The organism is Intrasporangium mesophilum (assembly GCF_054783095.1).
In genome coordinates, this window is record NZ_BAAGRF010000002.1 from 121069 (window position 1) to 139356 (window position 18288).

Here is an 18288-nt window from a genome sequence, read left to right on the forward strand (position 1 = left end):
CGCGGCGAAGGCCCAGCGGCGCGGCGAAGGCCCACCAGCGCGGCGAAAGCCCACCAGCGCGGCGAAGGCCCACCAGCGCGGCGAAAGGGCCAGCGACGGCGCAGCGCTGCGGCGTCGCTGACCATCGCGAACGTCGCTGACCACCGCGAACGTCGCTGACCTTCCCGGCGGGCACCCGCCAGCCGTATGCCGCCGATTTGGTCCGAAGCCGCCGCACCCCGTACTCTGGTCCGCGACCGATGACCGCCGGTTGGAGGGCGTGGGCAACCACGATCTCCCGAAGGTCCCGCACGATGTGGGCAGCCAGCGCAGGACACTCAGCAAGACGGCATACCTCTGTGTGTGCATTCGAGCCCCGAGCGACCTGCGCCGGGGCTCTTTTCGTGTCGGCCCTTGGGGCTCCCTTCCATGCCGGTGGCAACACGCAAGGGAAGGAGGCCCCGATGGCGCATACCGACAAGACGGCAGCCATCGCCGAGATCGCGGACCGGTTCCGTGAGTCCGGCGCGGCCGTTCTCACCGAGTACCGCGGCCTGACCGTGAAGCAGCTCTCGCAGCTGCGCAGCTCGATCCGAGAGCACGCCACCTACGCCGTGGTCAAGAACACGCTCACGGAGATCGCCGCCAAGGAGGCCGGGATCACGGCCTTCGACGGCCAGCTCCAGGGCCCCAGCGCCATCGCCTTCGTGACCGGTGACCCGGTCGAGGCGGCCAAGGGCCTGCGTGACTTCGCCAAGGCCAACCCCCTCCTCGTGATCAAGGCTGGCGTCCTCGACGGCAAGCCGCTGACCCCCGAGGAGATCACGAAGCTCGCCGACCTCGAGTCGCGCGAGGTTCTCCTGGCCAAGCTTGCGGGCGCCATGAAGGGCTCCCTCAACAAGGCCGCCTACCTCTTCGTCGCTCCTCTGTCGCAGACGGCCCGCGTGGTCGACGCTCTGCGTCAGAAGGTCGAGGCGCAGGGTGGGCAGACCGCCGCGCCGGCTGCCGCCGACGAGGCTCCCGCCACGGAGGCTGCTGCCGCCGAGGTGACCACCGACGTCGCCGAGGGTGGCGACGAGAGCTGAGCGCCCCCGCGCTCCAGCTCGTGACAACAAACCGCCACTCACGGCAAGTAACAGGAAGGAAGCCATCATGGCGAAGCTCAGCACCGAAGAGCTCCTTGACGCCTTCAAGGAGATGACCCTCATCGAGCTCTCCGAGTTCGTGAAGCAGTTCGAGGAGACCTTCGAGGTCACCGCTGCCGCCCCGGTCGCCGTTGCGCCCGCCGGCGCTGCGGCCGCTGGCGGCGGCGCCGCCGAGGCCGAGGAGGAGAAGGACTCCTTCGACGTCATCCTCGCCGCTGCCGGCGAGAAGAAGATCCAGGTCATCAAGGAGGTCCGCGCGCTCACGAGCCTCGGCCTCAAGGAGGCCAAGGACCTCGTGGACGGCGCCCCGAAGCCCGTTCTCGAGAACGTCGACAAGGCTGCGGCCGAGAAGGCCAAGGAGCAGCTCGAGGGCGCCGGCGCCACCGTCGAGCTCAAGTGAGCCGTCCCGGCTAGTCCGGGCCTCCAGCATCACCGCGAAGGCGGGTCCGACCACCAGGTCGGGCCCGCCTTCGCCGTCCCCGGCCACCGCCGCCCTCTCCCGGGTCGATGTATTGGGGTGGAGGTATTGCGTCGCCCTATGCCACGACTCAACACCTCGACCCGAATACCTCGAACCGGCTGAGGCGCTAGGAGGGGGAGGGGCTGAGGCTGTCGGGGGTCGCGGGGCGTGGGCTACTAGAAGCCTGCTCCCGGGTTGAGGATGCCCTGCGGGTCGAGGGCGTTCTTGATGCGGTGCGTCAGGGCCATGACGTCGGGTCCGAGCTGTTCGGGCAGTGCGGACCGCTTGAGCCGGCCGACGCCGTGCTCACCGGTGATGGTGCCACCGAGGCTGATGGCAAGTGACATGACCTCGGCGAACGCCAGGGCCGCACGGGCCTTCGCGCCCGGGTCGCCGGGCGGGTGAACGACGATCGGGTGGGTGTTGCCGTCGCCGGCGTGCGCGACCACGGGGATCTCGACCTCGCGGTGAGCCGCGATCGCGGCGATGCCGGTGAGCAGCTCCGCCAGGCGCGGTACGGGCACGCCCACGTCCTCGAGCATGAGCATTCCGCGCTTCTCGATGGCGACGATGGCAAGGCGTCGCGCCGCGACGAACAGCTCGCCCTCCGCGGGGTCGGTCGTCGTGAAGGTCTCGACCGCGCCGTTCGCCGCGCACAGCCGCTCCATCTCGGCGATCTCCTCGCCGCGGGCTGCGCCGGGTGCGTCCGACTGGGCGATGAGCAGGGCGCCGGCGGTCCGGTCGAGCCCCATGGACCGGTAGTCCTCGACGGCGTTGATCGACGCCTGGTCCATGAGCTCCATCATCGAGGCGCGGATCGTCGCGCCGACCGCGACAACGGCTCGCGCCGCGTCGGACACGTCGGCGAAGGTCGCGACGAGCGTGGCCGCCGGCGCCTGGGCGGGCACGAGCCGAAGGGTCGCCCGCGTCACGATGCCCAGGGTGCCCTCGCTGCCGACGAAGAGCTTCACGAGCGAGAGCCCGGCAGAGTCCTTGATCCGCTTTCCCCCGAGCTGGACCAGGGTGCCGTCCGCGAGCACGACGTCGAGTCCGAGCACGTAGTCGGTCGTCACGCCGTACTTCACGCAGCAGAGGCCACCGGCGTTGGTGGCGACGTTGCCGCCGATCGAGCAGATCTCGAACGAGGAGGGGTCGGGCGGGTACCAGAGCCCGTGCTCGGCCGCCGCGCGCTTGACCTCGACGTTGAGCGCGCCCGGCTCGACGACGGCCGTGCGTGTGGTGGGGTCGATCTCGATCGACCGCATCCGCTCGAGGCAGAGCACGACGCACCCGTCGATGGCGTTGGAGCCGCCGGACAGTCCGCTGCCCGCACCACGCGGCACCACGGGTATGCCGTGTGCTCCGGCCCAGCGCACCGTCGCCTGCACGTCGGCCGCGGACGACGCGCGGACGACAGCCAGCGGCATACCGGCGTCCTCGTCGGCCGTGAAGTCGAAGCGGTAGGCCGCGACGCTGTCGCGTCCGGTGAGCAGCGCGCCGGGCGTCAGCGTCTGGGCGAGCCCGGTCAGTTCGTTGAGGTCGTTGAGGTCGGCAGCGTCACTGCTGGTCGTCGACACGTCTCCACCGTAGTCACGTCGGCTGCCATGCAGCGGCCAGGTGGCCGGCAGGTCGGGTCAGGGCGTCACCGGCGCTGGACGGCGCCACAACACCTGGACGCACTGAGCGTCCCGTTGCGCTGGGGCGGCACCGCACCCGCTCGGGCGCCCGCCCCAGGTAGGTTTGCCGCCATGGGATGGCTATCGCGCAACAAGAGGCCCGCCGAGACCAGCGGTGCCGAGACGGCGGAGTCGCCGGCCGCCCCGGCCGACACGCCCGGGCCATCAGACGCCTCCGCGCCCTCCGACGCGTCGACCACCGCGGACGCGCCGACGCCAGCCGCGCCCGTCCCGTCCACCCCGCAGCCGTATGCCGTGCCGCCGGCTCCGGCGCAGCCCGAAAGTGCCGCGCCGGAGCCGCAGACCCCGCCGGCCGTTCCGCCTGCGCAGGCCCCTCCGGCCAGCCAGGTCCCGGAGGCCGCGCCCGCCCAGATCCCGGACGCTGCGCCCGCCCAGATTCCGCAGGCTGCGGCGCCCGACCCGCAGGCCCCTGCAGGCGCGCCTCCTGCGCAGGCCCCCGCAGCCGCGCCTCCTGCGCAGGCCCCCGCAGCCGCGCCTCCTGCGCAGGCCCCCGCAGCCGCGCCTCCTGCGCAGGCCCCTGCAGCCGCCCAGATCCCGCAGGCTGCGCCCGCCCCTGCGTCCCATCCGACCCCTGCGCCCCCTCCCGCCGCACCCCACGTTCAGGCACCGCCAACCGCTCAGGTCCCAGAGGCGGCGCCGGCACCGCGGGCACCGCGTCCGATGGGGACCTACGGCCCGCTGGTGAGTGTCACCCGGTTCGACACGGCCCCCGCCGAGCTCGAGTGGCAGCTGCCGCTCAACGGTGAGCTCTACCGGCTCATGCGCGGCTCGGACCGGCCCGACTACTCCCTGCTCGTGCTGGACCGGCCGCTGCACTTCTACCCGAAGAAGGACTTCGACGTCTCGCGGGTCGAGCCGGAGATGCGGGTCGAGGACCGCAAGGGCCGCCCGATGGTGCGCGTCCACGCGATGCTGCTCTGCGCGCGGTTCGTCGGCCAGCAGCTGCACCCCGGCATGGTCGACCTGGCCGTCAACCTCGCCTACGTCATCGACAACTCGCTCGCCCGGGACCCGGAGGTCGACTTCGGCAAGATCGAGTTCGCGGCCGTCGGCTTCCTCACGGAGGGCCACACCCCGCGACCCGACCCGCACGCGCACAGCGAAGCCGACCGGCATACCGGGGACGCGCTGGACGACAGCCTCGAGGACGTCCTCGACGAGCTCGCGCGAGAGCTGCACGCAGGAATCGTGGCCAAGCGCAGCGCGCCGGTGCAGAAGCTCACCGCCGCCCTCACGGTGAGCGCCGACCACCGGCTGACCGGGCTCAGCGGCAACGCCGACGGGCACGCTCCGGTGCCGACCGAGGAGACGTTCATCGAGCTCAACGACACGCTGGCCAGGCTCGAGGACCTCGGTGAGCAGGGCCGGGTGGCAGCCGTCACCATCCACGTCATCGACGGCGTCATCTCGCACGAGGTGACCGCAGCCCACTGACGGACTGGTCCGCCGAGCGCGCCGAACCGGCGCGTAACCTCCGCGCCCCCGGCTCGTTCTCCCCGGCATAACGCACTGCCGGTCGAGAGCGTAGGAGCCACATGGGCGTGGAGATCGAGGTCCGGAGCCTGACCAAGGCCTTCGGGTCCCAGACGATCTGGAAGGACGTCTCGCTGACCCTTCCGGCCGGGGAGATCTCGGTCATGCTCGGGCCCTCGGGCACCGGCAAGTCCGTCTTCCTCAAGACGCTCGTCGGGCTCCTCAAGCCGGACCACGGGTCGGTCGTCGTCGACGGCGTCGACCTGACCCGCCTGCGCGAGCGTGACCTCTACGCCGTGCGCCGGCGGTTCGGGGTGCTCTTCCAGGACGGTGCGCTCTTCGGGTCGATGAGCCTCTACGACAACATCGCCTTCCCGCTGCGCGAGCACACGCGCAAGTCGGAGGCTGAGATCAGGCGGATCGTGGGGGACAAGATCGACCTCGTCGGCCTTCAGGGTGCGCAGGGCAAGCTCCCGGGTGAGATCTCGGGCGGCATGCGCAAGCGCGCCGGGCTGGCGCGCGCCCTGGTGCTCGACCCGGAGGTGATCCTCTTCGACGAGCCGGACTCCGGCCTCGACCCGGTCCGCACGGCATACCTCAACCAGCTCATCGTGGACCTCAACGCGCAGATCGAGGCGACCTTCCTCATCGTCACCCACGACATCAACACGGCCCGCACGGTGCCCGACAACATCGGGCTGCTCTACCACCGGCACCTGGCGATGTTCGGCCCCCGCGAGATGCTGCTCAGCTCCGAGGAGCCGGTGGTGCGCCAGTTCCTCAACGCGCAGCGGGTCGGCCCGATCGGGATGTCGGAGGAGAAGGACGCCGACGAGCTGGCGGCCGAGTCCGGCCAGGAGCTCCCACCGCTGCCGCCGATCGCCCCCCAGCTCATGCCGTCCGACGGTACGGTCCGGCATACGTCCCGGCCACCAGGGCAGTGGTGCCGCGAGCACGGGGTCACGCCGCCGCCGGGGTCCTTCGCGGAGGCGCGCAACGGGGCAGCCCGGCCTTCATCACCACCCGATGCGTCTGCCGCTGAGCTGGCTCTCACCGGGGAGGTGGGCTGAGTGCCCGCCGTGGTCACCGGCGCGCTGCGCCAGTCGGGGTCACTGTTCGCCCTCGCGCTCGACGTGCTCCGGGCCGTGCCGCGGCGGCCGTTCCAGGTCAAAGAGCTGGTCTCGCAGGCGTGGTTCATCGCGAGCGTCACCATCCTGCCCACTGCGCTCGTCTCGATCCCGTTCGGCGCGGTCATCGCCCTGCAGCTCGGCACCCTGACGCGCCAGCTCGGCGCGCAGTCCTACACCGGTGCGGCGTCCGTGCTCGCCGTGCTGCGCGAGGCCAGCCCGATCGTCACGGCCCTGCTCATCGCCGGGGCGGGCGGCTCGGCGATCTGCGCCGACCTCGGATCGCGCAAGATCCGTGAGGAGATCGACGCGATGGAGGTGCTCGGCATCAGCCCCGTCCAGCGGCTCGTCGTGCCCCGGGTGCTGGCCTCGATGCTCGTGGCGGTGCTGCTCAACGGGCTCGTATCGGTCGTCGGGGTCGTCGGCGGCTACTTCTTCAACGTCATCCTCCAGGGCGGCACCCCGGGCGCGTATGTCGCGTCGTTCACGGCGCTCGCCCAGCTGCCTGACCTCTGGACCGCGGAGGTCAAGGCGCTGATCTTCGGCGCCATCGCGGCGATCGTCGCCTCGCACAAGGGACTCAACGCCGGCGGCGGACCCAAGGGCGTCGGCGATGCGGTCAACCAGAGCGTCGTCATCACGTTCATGCTGCTGTTCGTCGTCAACTTCGTCATCACGGCCGTGTACTTCCAGGTCGTCCCTCAGAAGATCTAGGCCGACCGTGTCGACGAACCTGACTCCAGAACGCCTGCTCGCCATCGCCGGCCGGCCGGCCCGCGCCATCGACTCGCTCGGTGAGCAGATGCGGTTCTATGTCCGCTCGCTCGCATGGAGCGGGCGCACCATCCGCCGCTACAAGCGGGAGGTGGTGCGGCTCCTCGCCGAGGTCTCGCTCGGGACCGGGGCCCTCTCGGTGATCGGCGGCACCGTCGGCGTCATCGCATTCCTCGCCTTCTTCACCGGGACCGAGGTCGGGCTGCAGGGCTACTCGTCCCTCGACCAGCTCGGCACCGGGGCGTTCACCGGCTTCCTCTCGGCCTACCTCAACACCCGGGAGATCGCTCCACTCGTCGCGGGCCTCGCCCTTGCGGCGACGGTCGGCTGCGGCTTCACCGCACAGCTCGGCGCGATGCGGATCTCGGAGGAGGTCGACGCCCTCGAGGTCATGGGCATCCCGTCCCTGCCGTTCCTCGTGACGACACGAATGATCGCGGGCTTCGTCGCCGTCGTCCCGCTCTACGTGCTTGGCCTGCTCAGCTCGTATGCCGCGACCCGGTTCATCTCGACGGCGTACTTCGGGCAGTCCGAGGGGACCTACGACCACTACTTCCACCTGTTCCTGCCCCCGGGTGACGTCTTCTGGTCGTTCGCCAAGGTGATGGTCTTCGCGGTCGTCATCATCCTCATCCACTGCTACTACGGCTACACCGCGTCCGGCGGCCCGGCCGGGGTGGGCGTGGCCGTGGGCAAGGCGGTCCGCACCTCGATCGTCGCGATCAACGTCGTCGACTTCTTCCTGTCGCTGGCCATCTGGGGCGCCAGCTCGAGCGTGCGGATCGCCGGATGAGCGACGTGAGCGACGCGAGCGACGCGAGCGACGCGAGCGACATGAGGGACACCGGCGACACGGGCGACGCGGCGGCCGGCCCCCTCACCCAGCTGACCCGGTTCCGGATCGGCGTCCGCCTCTACGGCCTCGTCTTCCTGGTCGTCGTCGGGCTGCTGCTCGCGCTCGCGGTCGCCGTGTACCAGAAGGCATTCACTCCCGTCGCCCTCGTCACGCTCGAGACCACGCGCGCCGGTAGCCAGCTCCAGGACGGTGCCGACGTCAAGCTCCGCGGCCTCGTCGTGGGCGAGGTCCGCCGGATCGAGGCGACCCCGGAGGGAGCCCGGCTGACCCTCGCGATCCAGCCGGACCAGCTGAGCCAGATCCCGGCCGACGTGCGCGCGCGCCTGCTCCCGAAGACCCTCTTCGGCGAGCGCTACGTCGACCTGGAGACGGTCGCCCAGCCGAGCCGGACCCGGCTCGCCGACGGCGATGTCATCGGCCAGGACCGCAGCGCCGTCGCGATCGAGCTCGAGACCGTCCTGGACAACCTCTACCCGCTGCTGCGCACCGTCCAGCCGGGCCAGCTTGCGACGACCCTCAACGCACTCTCGACCACCCTCGAGGGGCGGGGCGACCAGCTGGGCCGGAACCTCGTTCTCGTCGACCGGTACCTGCGGGCGCTCAACCCGTCGATGCCCGTGCTCCAGCAGGACATCTCGCTGCTCGCCGACACGCTCGACGTCTACGCCGACCTGGCCCCCGACGCGTTCCGGCTCATGGAGTCGTTGCGGGTGACGAACCGGACCGTCGTCGAGAAGGACCAGCAGCTGGCCGCGTTCCTGGTCGGCACGGCCGGTTTCGCCAACACGACCGCCGGCTTCCTGCGCGACAACGAGGCACGCATCATCCAGGTGGGCGAGGTCGGCCGCCCGACCCTGCAGCTGCTGGCGGAGTACTCACCGGTCTACCCCTGCCTCGCACGGGGACTGGTCACGTGGCTGCCACGAATCAACGCCGCCTTCTCCGGTGGTGTCTTCCACATCACCCTGGAGGTCGTCCCGCCGAGGGCGGCGTACCGGCCCGGCGAGGAGCCGCGATGGGGTGAGAAGCGTGGGCCGAACTGCTTCGGGCTCCCGAACCCACCCGGCTCGCAGTCGAACCCGTTCCCCGGTCATCACTTCGACGACGGCACCAAGCCGGCCGGCGACGGCTCGATGCTGTCGGCCCTTCCGGCTGCGCTCCTGGGCAACGCCGCAGCGGACTCGGGCACCGCGGGCACCATCGAGGAGCAGCAGGTGGTATCAGCCCTGCTCGCACGCGACGGCACCGACGCGAGCGGCACCGATGCGAGCGGCACCAGCGACGGCAGGGATGCGGACGGAGGCTCGGCGCCGGCTCAGCCCAGCGGCATACAGACGCTGCTCGCGGGCCCCATGCTGCGCGGGACGATGGTGAGCACGCGATGAAGGTCACCGGCTCGCTCGTCAAGCTCCTCGTCTTCGCCGCGGTCACGCTCGTCGCGACGACCGTCCTCGCGATGACCATCGCGAACATCCAGCTCGGCCCGAAGGCGACGTACACCGCCGTCGTCAGCGACGCGACGGGGGTCAGCCCCGGACAGGACGTGCGGATCGCAGGAGTCCGGGTCGGCGAGGTCAAGGACGTGAGGGTCGCCAGGAGGGACCAGCAGGGCTCAGGGCCGGCGACAGCGGAGATCGACTTCCAGGTGCTCAAGTCGTCCGTGCTCACCCAGGGGACCGAGGTCACCGTGCGGTACCGCAACCTCGTGGGCGAGCGCTACCTCGCCCTGAGCCAGGGCACCGGAGCGGCCACAGCGCTCGCGGACGGCTCGACCATCCCGCTGTCGCGCACGCACCCGGCGCTCGACCTCACCGTGCTGTTCAACGGGTTCAAGCCGCTGTTCGCGGCGCTCTCCCCGAAGGACGTCAACGAGCTCTCGGGGCTGCTCATCACGACGCTGCAAGGGGAGGGGGGCGACATCGACGCACTGCTCTCGCGGACGGCGAGCCTCACCTCGGCGATCGCCGACCGGGACGCGGTGATCGGGCGCACGGTCGACAACCTCAACGCGGTGCTCGGCACGGTCGACGCCCACGACCAGCAGCTGCTCGACCTCATCGACCAGCTGCAGCGGTTCACCAGCGGTCTGGCGGCCGACCGCGAGACGATCGGGCGCTCTCTCGCGGGCATCAACAGCCTGTCCGCCGAGACGGCCGACCTGCTCGTCTCCACGCGGCCTCTCATCAAGGACGACATCGCCCAGCTTCGCACTCTCGCAACGACGCTCACGAAGCCGGCCAACGCCAGGGCGTTCGAGGACTTCATCACCCATGCCCCGGACCGGATCACGACACTGACCCGCACAGCCACGTACGGCTCGTGGTTCAACTTCTACCTGTGCCGCTTCGACACGAAGAGCCCGATCCTGCCCGGCCTCTCTCCGGCCTATGACGTGGCGTCCGCGAGGTGCGACCGATGAGCGTGTTGACCCGACGTCTTCGACGGCACGCGGGGGTGCCCTTCCGCGACCGCAACCCGGTCCCGATCGGCGCGATCGGGCTGCTCGTCATCGCCCTGATCGTGCTGCTCGCCTTCAACGCCTCGAGCCTTCCGCTGATCGGTGGGGGAACGGCATACAGCGCCGCGTTCACGGAGGCCGGCGGCATCCGGCCCGACGACGACGTGCGCGTCGCGGGCGTCAAGGTCGGCAAGGTCACCGGCGTCGACCTCGAAGGCGACCACGTCCGGGTCGACTTCCTCGTCACCGCCGACACCCCGCTCGGCAGCCGCACCGGCGCCTCGATCCGGATGAAGACGCTCCTCGGTGAGAAGTACGTCGCGCTCGACCCGTCCGGCTCTGGCTCGCTGGACCCCGACACCCAGATCCCCACGTCGCGGACGGTGAGCTCGTACGACGTCATCGACGCGTTCTCGGACCTCACCACGACCACCGAGCGCATCGACACCGACCAGCTCGCGCGGTCCCTGTCGGTGATCGCCACGGAGTTCAAGGACAGCCCTGCGCACGTGCGAGCGGCCCTCGACGGGCTCAGCCGGCTGTCGCGGACCGTCGCCGGCCGCGACGAGCAGCTGTCCACGCTCCTTGCGCGGGCCAACCGCGTGACCGGCCTGCTCAGGAGCCGCAACGACCAGGTCGCTCGGCTCGTCAACGACGCGGACCTGCTCATGGTCGAGCTGGCCAGGCGCCGCAACGAGATCCGGACCCTCTTCACCAACACGTCGGCACTCGCACAGCAGCTCACGGGACTGGCCCGGGACAACCGCGCCCAGCTGCGGCCCGCCCTCGACGAGCTCGACCAGGCCCTCGCCCTGCTGCAGAAGCACGATGCCGACCTGCAGCGGACGATCCAGGCGATGGCCCCGTTCACGCGGGTCTACGCCAACACGCTGGGCACCGGCCGCTGGTTCGACACCTGGGTCTCGAACCTCGTCGTGCCGGTCGGCACCCCGGGGCTCGAGCTGCCGGGGACGACGGGAGGCGCTCGCCGATGACCCGCATCACCAAGACCTTGGCGGCGCTCGTCGCGGTGGGACTCGTGGCGGCTGCGGTCGCCTTCTGGCCCCGCGGCGGCCAGGTCAGTGTCAGTGCGGACTTCACGCGCGCAGTCGGCCTCTACCCGGGGTCGGACGTGCGCATCCTCGGGGTCCGGGTCGGTCAGGTCGACGCCGTCGAGCCGGCCGGGGACCACGTACACGTCACGTTCAGCTACGACGACCGCTATCGCGTGCCCGCCACAGCGAAGGCCGCGATCGTGGCTCCGTCGCTCGTCTCCGACCGTTACGTCCAGTTGCTCCCGGTCTACGAGTCAGGCCCGACCCTCGCAGCAGGCGCACGAATCCCGTTGGGGCGCACCGCAGTCCCCGTCGAGCTCGACCGCGTGTCGCAGAGCCTCGATGACCTCATGGTCGCTCTGGGGCCGGACGGCGCCAACAAGGACGGCGCGCTGTCCGACCTGCTGCGCACCTCGGCAGCGAACCTCGACGGCAACGGCGACCGGCTGGGCTCCACCGTGCACGACCTCTCGACCGCCCTCGCCACCTTGTCGGGCAGCAAGGAGGACCTGTTCGGCACCGTGCGGAACCTCCAGTCGTTCACGTCGATGCTGGCCGCGAACAACGCGCAGGTGCGGCGGCTCAACTCCGACCTGGCCACCGTCGCCGTGCAGCTGCGCGGAGAGCGGGAGGACCTGAAGGCCACCCTCGCGCACGTCGGCACGGCGGTGGACGAGGTGTCGTCGTTCGTCCACGACAACCGAGCCCTGCTGCACCGCGACCTGTCGCGCGCGGTAGCAGTGACGAGCACGCTCGTGAAGAACCGGCAGGCGCTGGCCGAGACCCTGGAGAACGCACCCGTGGCCCTGTCGAACCTTCAGAACGCCTACCACCCCCAGACGGGCACCCTCGACACCCGCAACAACGCCAAGGGTCTTGACGACCCGCTGCTGCTGGTCTGCTCGATCCTCACCGGCCCGACACGGACCGGCAACACCCGGCTGTGCGACGCGCTCAGGGCCGCCCTCCTGCCGAAGGTCGCCGCGATGCCTGCGGGTCCCGGACTGCCGACGCCACCGACGCTGCCGACGCTGCCGTCGGGCACGGGTCTCCCTGCCCCGCAAGGAAGTCCGCTGAGCGGAGGGCCCGTGGCCCTGCGCGGCGCCGACCCCACCCTGGGTGGCCTGCTCGGAGGTGGGCGCTGATGTATGCCGTCCGATCGCGCCCCGGTCGCGCTTTGCTCTCGCTCGGGCTGGCGATGGTCGCGCTCGGCGGCTGCAGCGCCTACGACCTGCCACTACCCGGTGGCGCCGCCTCGGGCGGCGACTCGTACACCGTCACGGCGGAGTTCGCCGACGTGCTCGACCTCGTGCCCCAGTCCTCCGTGAAGGTCAACCAGGTCACCGTCGGCACGGTCGAGGACATCACGGTCAACGGGTGGACCGCCCTGGTGCGCATGCGGATCCCGCGGTCGGTGGTCCTCCCCGACAATGCCACCGCCGAGCTCGAGCAGACCTCGCTGCTGGGCGAGAAGTACGTCGCCCTCGCCGCGCCGACGGACGCCGCGCCGGTCGGTCGCCTCGGCGAGGGAGACCGGATCCCGCTCGCCAGGACGAACCGCAACCCGGAGGTCGAGGAGGTCCTCGGGGCGATGTCGCTGCTCCTCAACGGCGGTGGCGTCGCGCAGCTCAAGACGATCGAGGTCGAGCTCGGCGACGCACTCCGTGGTCGCAGCGGCGCCGTCAAGGACCTGGTCGGCCAGCTCAACACGTTCGTCGGCGGGCTCGACGCCCAGCGGTCCGAGATCGTCAGGGCCATCGACAGCATCGACCGGCTCTCCTCGACGCTTGCCAAGCAGCGCGGCACGATCGGGCACGCCCTCGAGGAGCTGCCGAAGGGCCTGGGCATCCTGGCCGACCAGAGGTCCCAGCTCACCGCGATGCTCACCTCGCTGCGCGACCTCGGCGAGGTCGGCACCCGCGTCATCCGCGGGTCGCGGGACGACCTCGAGGCGAACCTCCGGGCCGTCGGCCCGATCCTGCGCCAGCTCAACGCCGCCGGCGACGACCTGCCGAAGAGCTACGAGCTGCTGCTGACCTACCCGTTCCCGAACCAGGCACAGAGCGCCAGCCACGGCGACTTCACCAACCTCTGGGCCACCCTCGACACGAACGTCGGCACCATCGCGAAGAACCTCGGGGTCGCCGGAGGTGGCCGGTGATCACGCGCACGGTGCGGCTGCAGCTCGCCGCCTTCGCCCTGATCACGGTGACACTCGTCGCCGTCCTTTCCGCCGGGTACGTCGGCCTGGCCGACAAGGTCCTCGGCGGCAGCTACGTCGTCTCGGCGGACCTGGCGCAGTCGGGCGGCATCTTCGTCGGGGCCGAGGTCACCTACAGGGGGGTGACCGTCGGCCGCGTGGAGGCGCTGCGCCTCTCGGGCGACGGCGTCGCGGTCCAGGCCCGGCTCGACCGTGGCACCCAGGTCCCCAAGGACACCGCCGCAGTCGTCGAGAACCGTTCGGCAGTGGGGGAGCAGTACCTCGACCTCCAGCCCCGCACACCCTCCGGCCCGTTCCTGAGGGCAGGCGACGTCATCCCACGCGACCGGACGGCATACCCGCTGCGGATCGACCTGCTGCTGCGTCACGTCAGCGACACGGTCGCATCGGTGCCCAAGGATGCGCTCGTCACGACGGTCGACGAGCTGGGCCGCGCTTTCCGGGGCGGCGGAGCGGACCTCCAGCGCCTGGTCGACAGTGGCGATGCGCTCACCGCGGCAGCCACCGCTGCGCTGCCGGAGACGACCCGGCTCATCCACGACGGCCGGACCGTGCTCGGCACCCAGGTCGACAGCCAGGACGACCTGCGGACGAGCCTGGCCGGCCTGGCGGACGTCGCCGACACGCTCCGTGAGGCCGACCCCGACCTGCGACTCGTCCTCGACCGCGGATCCGCGGCTGTGCGGGAGCTCGACGCTCTCATCTCGGAGAACAAGCAGGGCCTCGCCGCGCTGCTCGCGAACCTCATCACCATCGGCAACGTCACGACGGCGCGCATCGACGGCATCGAGCAGATCCTCGTCACGTACCCGGACGTCGTCACGGGCGGCTTCACCGTCGTCCCCGGCGACGGGACCGCCCACTTCGGGCTGGTCCTCAACGCCGATGACCCCAAGGCGTGCGAGGTCGGCTACGAAGGCACCCACAAGGTGGACCCGCACCGCACCACCGGCCTGCCTCCGGTCAACTCCGACGCGCACTGCGCCGCATCCCGCTCCTCCGGGGTGAACGTCCGCGGAGCCCAGAACGCGCCCAGGCCGACTCCTTCAGGGCAGCAGGGCTCGAGCTACCCGCTCGCGCTCGGCTCCACGCCGGTGCCCCTGGCGAACCCGGGCGTGACCTCGGCGGACCCTGCCTCGTTGTCAGTGCAGTCACCGGTCGTCCCGGCCGGTGGGAACGACTCGACCGGCGACGGGACGAGCTGGCTCTGGCTGATGCGGGAGGCCCTGCGATAGGGCACCGACGGGCCGGGCCACGCGGACCGGGTCCGGGCACGGAAGGACGACCCCTCGATGACGATGGTCACCAGCCGCCCCAAGGGGCACGTGCGCCCTGTTCGCGACCCCGCCGCGGAGGCCACTGGGCCGGCCGCGGAGGCCCCGGGCCCCGCCACCCAGCCGGCCCACCGGCATACCGCGAGGTATGCCGTCCCGTCCCTGCGCGGTCGGCGTCCCTCCGCGCGCGTCCTCTGGGCGACGACCGCGGTGCTCGTCCTCGCCGTCGTGGGCGTGGCGCTGACGCTCGGGCGGGCGACCTGGACGGACCAGCGGGCGGCGGACGACCGGGCTGCGGCGCTCGCTGCCGGGCGCCAGATCGCCGTCAACTTCGTGACGGTGAGCGCGGCGGCGTTCGACACGGACACCAGGCGGGTGCTCGACGACGCCACCGGGAGCTTCAAGAAGGAGTACGAGGCGACCCTCGCGCAGCTGAAGCCGGTCGTCACAGCGAACCACACCGACTCCCGCGTCGAACGCGCTGAGGCGGCCCTCGTCTCGGCCGATGACCACTCGGCCAAGGTCATCGTGGGCATCGTCGCGCCCACCACGAACTCGGCGACCACGACGCCGGAGAAGAAGACGTACCGGCTCCGCCTCGACCTGGTGAAGGTCGGCGACGCATGGAAGGTGAGCGCCCTTGACTTCGTCAGCTGACCCGCGCCGCAGGCGCGTTGCGGGCGCACGCCGCCCGCGGCCCAGCGCGCTGCAGCCCGTCGCGCCCCAGCCCGTCGTGGAGCGGCCCGTCCTCGAGCGGCCCGTCGCGGAGCTGCCCGCCGCGGAGCTGCCCGCCCGGAAGGGGCCGCTACTCAGGCGGCGCGCCCCGGGTCGCCACCCTGCCCGGCGCCCGCCCGCTCTCGGCGAGACGCTCCAGGGCGCCGGTCACCCGCAGCGCCCGCGGCTCTGGCCGGCACTGACCGCCACCTCGCTCGCGGTCGCCGCTCTCGCCGCGCTGCTCGCCTTTGCCCTTCCTGGGCGCCTGACCGACGCCGACCGGGCGGCGGCCGTCGCCTCCGCGCGTACGACGCTCGAGAGCCTGCTCAGCTACCGTGGCGCCGACTTCGACGCGCACGTCGCGCAGGTCACGCCGCAGCTCACCTCGCCGTTCCGCGAGCAGTTCGCCACGGTCGCGACCTCCGACATCAAGCCGATGGCCGTGAAGAACGCGGCCACGGTGCAGGCCAAGGTCTACGAGGCCGGGGTCATGGACTCGACCGGCGACGGAGACGGCGGGTCGACGGTCCGCGTGCTCGCCTTCGTCAACCAGGCGACGACGACGGCCGCCCAGAAGGCCCCGGCGATCGACCAGAACCGCGTCCTGGCGACCATGCGGAAGGTGGGCGACCGCTGGCTCGTCAGCGACCTCTCCGCGTTCTGAGGGGGCCGACCCAAGCTCGCAGCGCCGAGCGCGCCCACCACCCGCTCGGCGCTGCGGCATACTGCGGCGTGTGAAGCTCATCCAGGCCAATGGCGTCCGCGAGTCCTTCGCCCGCGTCGACCAGCCCGACGCGGCCCCGGTGCGGGTCGCGCTCCTGCAGCACGCGTGGGTCGACGACCCCGCTGCGCTCGTCGAGACCCTCCGCGACGGCATCAGGACCGCCGCCGAGGCGGGCGCCACCATCGTCTTCCCCTTCTACGGGTCGTCGTTCATCTCCGACCCGTACGGCCGGATCCTCGCCCAGGCACCGCGCGACGAAGCCGCCGTCCTCGTCGCGGACCTCGACCTCGCCCAGCGGCAGGACTGGCTGGAGCTGTACCCGTTCCTGGCCACCCGGCGCCCCGACTCGTATGCCGCCCTGACCGCCCCGATCCGCGACGAGCACCGTCGCGAGGCCGGCTGAGGCCCTACGGTGGCGGGGGAGGGCGCGGCAGCAGCGCCGGCCTGGCGGATGCCGTCGGAGACGGCGCCGCACGACTGCACCTGGATGGCGTGGCCGAGCCAGGGCTACACGCTCGGCGACACCCCTGACGAGGTCGACCTGGCCCGGCGCACGTGGGCCGCGGTCGCCAACGCCGTCATCGAGTTCGAGCCGGTGCGGATGGTCGTCGTGCCCGGAGACCTCGCCGTCGCGGAGACGCTGCTGCACCCGCAGGTCGAGCTGGTGCCGGCCGCCCTTGATGACGCCTGGATGCGCGACATCGGCCCGAGCTTCGTCCACTCCGCCGATGGGACGCGCCTCGGCGCCGTCGACTGGGTCTTCAACGGGTGGGGCGCCCAGGAGTGGGCCACCTGGGAGCACGACGCGCGCATCGGGTCGTTCGTCGCCGAGCTCGCCGGCGCCCAGCGGATCGGCTCGGAGCTGGTCAACGAGGGCGGCGGCATCCATGTCGACGGACTCGGCACGGTGCTGCTGACGGAGACGGTCCAGCTCGACCCGGGGCGCAATCCCGGCCTGACCCGGGCCGATGTCGAGGCCGAGCTGGCCCGGACGATCGGTGCCACGACGTGCATCTGGCTGCCGCGGGGCCTCACCCGCGACTACGACGAGTTCGGCACCCGTGGCCACGTCGACATCGTGGCGACGATCCCGAGCCCGGGCGTCATCCTGCTGCACGACCAGCGGGAGGCGGCCCACCCCGACCATGCGGTCAGCCGCGAGCTCCGGGAGCTGCTCGAGGACGCACGCGACGCCCGCGGGGAGCGCTTCGAGGTCGTCGGGGTGCCGGCGCCGCGCACGCTCGCCGACGACGGCGGCCCGGTGGACTGGTCCTACCTCAACCACCTCGTCGTCAACGGCGGCGTCATCGCGTGTACCTTCGGCGACGAGCAGGACGACGCCTCGCTGGGGGTCCTCGCCGAGGCCTACCCGGGCCGGCGGGTGGTGGGGGTCGACGCCCGCCCGCTGTTCGACCGCGGCGGCGGGATCCACTGCATCACCCAGCAGCAGCCCACCCTCTGACATCGAGTGGCCCCTTCCATACCGCTCGAATGCGTATGGAAGCGGCCACTCGACTCGGTCGAGCTCAGGCGACCCAGGCGAGCTGGGCGAGCTCAGACGAGATCAGACGAGCTCACGCCTGGGGGAGACGCTGGTGGATGTCCATGCTCATGCGCACGACCGACAGGTAGAACTCGAGGGTCATGCGGATGACGGCCAGGTAGATGATGAGGAAGACCGGGCCGAGGATGAGCACCGTGATGCCGCTGCCCGCGTTCTGGGCGAAGGCCGCGAAGAGGAACACCAGCCACGACGCCACGAGCGCCGCCGTCGCGAGGACGTAGACGATGCGCACGAGGATCGGGGTGACGAAGTTCGTGAAGCTGAAGTCGAAGAGCGCGTTGAAGAACCCGGCGCCCTCCTTGGCCGGGTCGGGGATGCTCGAGATGCCCGACGGGCCACCCGTCGGGGGTGCGGGCGGCGGCGGCGGAGGCGGCTGGGTGCTGCCTCCCACGGGCGGAGTGCTGGCCACGGCCGGCATCGGCACGTCTTCTGGCGATCCGGGCGGTGGTGTCGCTGGCCCGCCGGTGGGCATCGGAGCCGTCGGGTCGCCCGGGGCGGGCTGGTTGAACGACGGCTGCTCGGGCGGGTTGGGGTCTGACATGGTGCTCCCCTCGATGAGTGATCGGTCGGTAGGTGATCGGTGAGGTGAACTCGGACGAAGCCATCGTAGGTATGCCGCACCCGTCCACCGGGGAAGCGCGCGGTCCACATTTCTCCCGACCCGGTTCGCGACCGTCTGCATCCGGACGCTCCTATGGTTCGTCAAGGCGTGGTGGGTGCGTGTTCGAGTTGGCGGTATAGGTCTCTGGCGATGTAGCGCTTGAGGC

At 71.4% G+C, this 18288-nt stretch carries 17 protein-coding genes and 1 pseudogene; 16 read left to right on the plus strand and 2 right to left on the minus strand.

What is annotated here, in order from left to right:
- The first annotated feature begins 443 nt into the window (after positions 1-443).
- Together rplJ and rplL are read left to right on the plus strand one after the other, a co-directional pair.
- Complete coding sequence (rplJ, locus tag ACYVLP_RS01290) at positions 444-1064, plus strand: 50S ribosomal protein L10 (protein WP_460625532.1); 621 nt, start codon at positions 444-446, stop codon at positions 1062-1064.
- A gap of 67 nt (positions 1065-1131) precedes the next feature.
- On the plus strand, positions 1132-1524 hold the full coding sequence (gene rplL, locus ACYVLP_RS01295; protein WP_452269162.1) for a 50S ribosomal protein L7/L12: 393 nt from the start codon (positions 1132-1134) through the stop codon (positions 1522-1524).
- A 236-nt stretch (positions 1525-1760) separates the two neighbouring features.
- On the opposite strand, the gene ACYVLP_RS01300 is transcribed toward rplL, so the two are convergent.
- Entirely contained in the window at positions 1761-3161 is a 1401-nt protein-coding gene (locus ACYVLP_RS01300) for an FAD-binding oxidoreductase (RefSeq protein WP_460625533.1), read from the minus strand.
- A gap of 171 nt (positions 3162-3332) precedes the next feature.
- Here ACYVLP_RS01300 and ACYVLP_RS01305 point away from each other — a divergent pair, with 171 nt between their 5' ends.
- The 14 genes and pseudogenes from ACYVLP_RS01305 (at position 3333) to ACYVLP_RS01370 (ending at position 17419) form a co-directional block, all read left to right on the plus strand.
- Positions 3333-4715, plus strand: a complete 1383-nt coding sequence (locus ACYVLP_RS01305; RefSeq protein WP_460625534.1) for a hypothetical protein — start codon at positions 3333-3335, stop codon at positions 4713-4715.
- Positions 4716-4816: 101 nt separating this feature from the next.
- Positions 4817-5824, plus strand: coding sequence for an ABC transporter ATP-binding protein (locus ACYVLP_RS01310; protein WP_460625535.1), 1008 nt, complete (start codon positions 4817-4819; stop codon positions 5822-5824).
- Complete coding sequence (locus ACYVLP_RS01315; protein ID WP_452269166.1) at positions 5825-6595, plus strand: MlaE family ABC transporter permease; 771 nt, start codon at positions 5825-5827, stop codon at positions 6593-6595. It abuts the gene before it with no gap.
- Between the two features lie 7 nt (positions 6596-6602).
- Positions 6603-7448, plus strand: coding sequence for an MlaE family ABC transporter permease (locus ACYVLP_RS01320; RefSeq protein WP_460625536.1), 846 nt, complete (start codon positions 6603-6605; stop codon positions 7446-7448).
- Positions 7445-8896 (plus strand): MCE family protein, encoded by a 1452-nt coding sequence (locus tag ACYVLP_RS01325; RefSeq protein WP_460625537.1) that lies wholly within the window; start codon positions 7445-7447, stop codon positions 8894-8896. The genes ACYVLP_RS01320 and ACYVLP_RS01325 overlap by 4 nt, the downstream gene beginning before the upstream one ends.
- On the plus strand, positions 8893-9930 hold the full coding sequence (locus ACYVLP_RS01330) for an MCE family protein (RefSeq protein WP_460625538.1): 1038 nt from the start codon (positions 8893-8895) through the stop codon (positions 9928-9930). The genes ACYVLP_RS01325 and ACYVLP_RS01330 overlap by 4 nt, the downstream gene beginning before the upstream one ends.
- A complete protein-coding gene (locus tag ACYVLP_RS01335; protein ID WP_460625539.1) occupies positions 9927-10964 on the plus strand; it encodes an MCE family protein in 1038 nt (345 codons plus the stop codon). Before ACYVLP_RS01330 ends, ACYVLP_RS01335 begins: the two co-directional genes overlap by 4 nt.
- Positions 10961-12169, plus strand: a complete 1209-nt coding sequence (locus ACYVLP_RS01340) for an MCE family protein (RefSeq protein WP_460625540.1) — start codon at positions 10961-10963, stop codon at positions 12167-12169. The genes ACYVLP_RS01335 and ACYVLP_RS01340 overlap by 4 nt, the downstream gene beginning before the upstream one ends.
- Positions 12169-13185 carry an MCE family protein gene (locus ACYVLP_RS01345; RefSeq protein WP_460625541.1) on the plus strand — a complete coding sequence of 339 codons (1017 nt, stop codon included), beginning with the start codon at positions 12169-12171 and terminating at the stop codon, positions 13183-13185. Before ACYVLP_RS01340 ends, ACYVLP_RS01345 begins: the two co-directional genes overlap by 1 nt.
- The gene (locus ACYVLP_RS01350; protein ID WP_460625542.1) at positions 13182-14480 is read left to right on the plus strand and encodes an MCE family protein; all 1299 of its coding nucleotides are present in this window, start codon (positions 13182-13184) and stop codon (positions 14478-14480) included. Before ACYVLP_RS01345 ends, ACYVLP_RS01350 begins: the two co-directional genes overlap by 4 nt.
- 57 nt (positions 14481-14537) lie before the next feature.
- Positions 14538-15176, plus strand: a complete 639-nt coding sequence (locus ACYVLP_RS01355; protein WP_460625543.1) for a hypothetical protein — start codon at positions 14538-14540, stop codon at positions 15174-15176.
- Positions 15160-15897 (plus strand): hypothetical protein, encoded by a 738-nt coding sequence (locus ACYVLP_RS01360; protein ID WP_460625544.1) that lies wholly within the window; start codon positions 15160-15162, stop codon positions 15895-15897. The genes ACYVLP_RS01355 and ACYVLP_RS01360 overlap by 17 nt, the downstream gene beginning before the upstream one ends.
- 253 nt (positions 15898-16150) lie before the next feature.
- Positions 16151-16360: pseudogene (locus ACYVLP_RS01365) on the plus strand (nitrilase-related carbon-nitrogen hydrolase); the annotation flags it as partial.
- A gap of 48 nt (positions 16361-16408) precedes the next feature.
- Entirely contained in the window at positions 16409-17419 is a 1011-nt protein-coding gene (locus ACYVLP_RS01370) for an agmatine deiminase family protein (RefSeq protein WP_460625545.1), read from the plus strand.
- A 112-nt stretch (positions 17420-17531) separates the two neighbouring features.
- Here the strand turns inward: ACYVLP_RS01370 and ACYVLP_RS01375 are convergent, their stop codons facing one another.
- Positions 17532-18062: a DUF4282 domain-containing protein gene (locus ACYVLP_RS01375; RefSeq protein ID WP_460625546.1), complete on the minus strand. Its 531-nt coding sequence runs from the start codon at positions 18060-18062 to the stop codon at positions 17532-17534.
- Positions 18063-18288: the final 226 nt, after the last annotated feature.

Excerpts from the sequence above, each read along its gene's own strand:
- ACYVLP_RS01345 (WP_460625541.1), top strand. The coding sequence starts at position 12,169 with ATGTATGCCGTCCGATCGCGCCCCGGTCGCGCTTTGCTCTCGCTCGGG.
- ACYVLP_RS01370 (WP_460625545.1), top strand. The coding sequence starts at position 16,409 with ATGCCGTCGGAGACGGCGCCGCACGACTGCACCTGGATGGCGTGGCCG.
- rplL (WP_452269162.1), top strand. The coding sequence starts at position 1,132 with ATGGCGAAGCTCAGCACCGAAGAGCTCCTTGACGCCTTCAAGGAGATG.
- ACYVLP_RS01325 (WP_460625537.1), top strand. The coding sequence starts at position 7,445 with ATGAGCGACGTGAGCGACGCGAGCGACGCGAGCGACGCGAGCGACATG.
- ACYVLP_RS01375 (WP_460625546.1), bottom strand. The coding sequence starts at position 18,062 with ATGTCAGACCCCAACCCGCCCGAGCAGCCGTCGTTCAACCAGCCCGCC.
- ACYVLP_RS01340 (WP_460625540.1), top strand. The coding sequence starts at position 10,961 with ATGACCCGCATCACCAAGACCTTGGCGGCGCTCGTCGCGGTGGGACTC.
- ACYVLP_RS01310 (WP_460625535.1), top strand. The coding sequence starts at position 4,817 with ATGGGCGTGGAGATCGAGGTCCGGAGCCTGACCAAGGCCTTCGGGTCC.
- ACYVLP_RS01305 (WP_460625534.1), top strand. The coding sequence starts at position 3,333 with ATGGGATGGCTATCGCGCAACAAGAGGCCCGCCGAGACCAGCGGTGCC.
- ACYVLP_RS01355 (WP_460625543.1), top strand. The coding sequence starts at position 14,538 with ATGACGATGGTCACCAGCCGCCCCAAGGGGCACGTGCGCCCTGTTCGC.
- rplJ (WP_460625532.1), top strand. The coding sequence starts at position 444 with ATGGCGCATACCGACAAGACGGCAGCCATCGCCGAGATCGCGGACCGG.
- ACYVLP_RS01330 (WP_460625538.1), top strand. The coding sequence starts at position 8,893 with ATGAAGGTCACCGGCTCGCTCGTCAAGCTCCTCGTCTTCGCCGCGGTC.
- ACYVLP_RS01335 (WP_460625539.1), top strand. The coding sequence starts at position 9,927 with ATGAGCGTGTTGACCCGACGTCTTCGACGGCACGCGGGGGTGCCCTTC.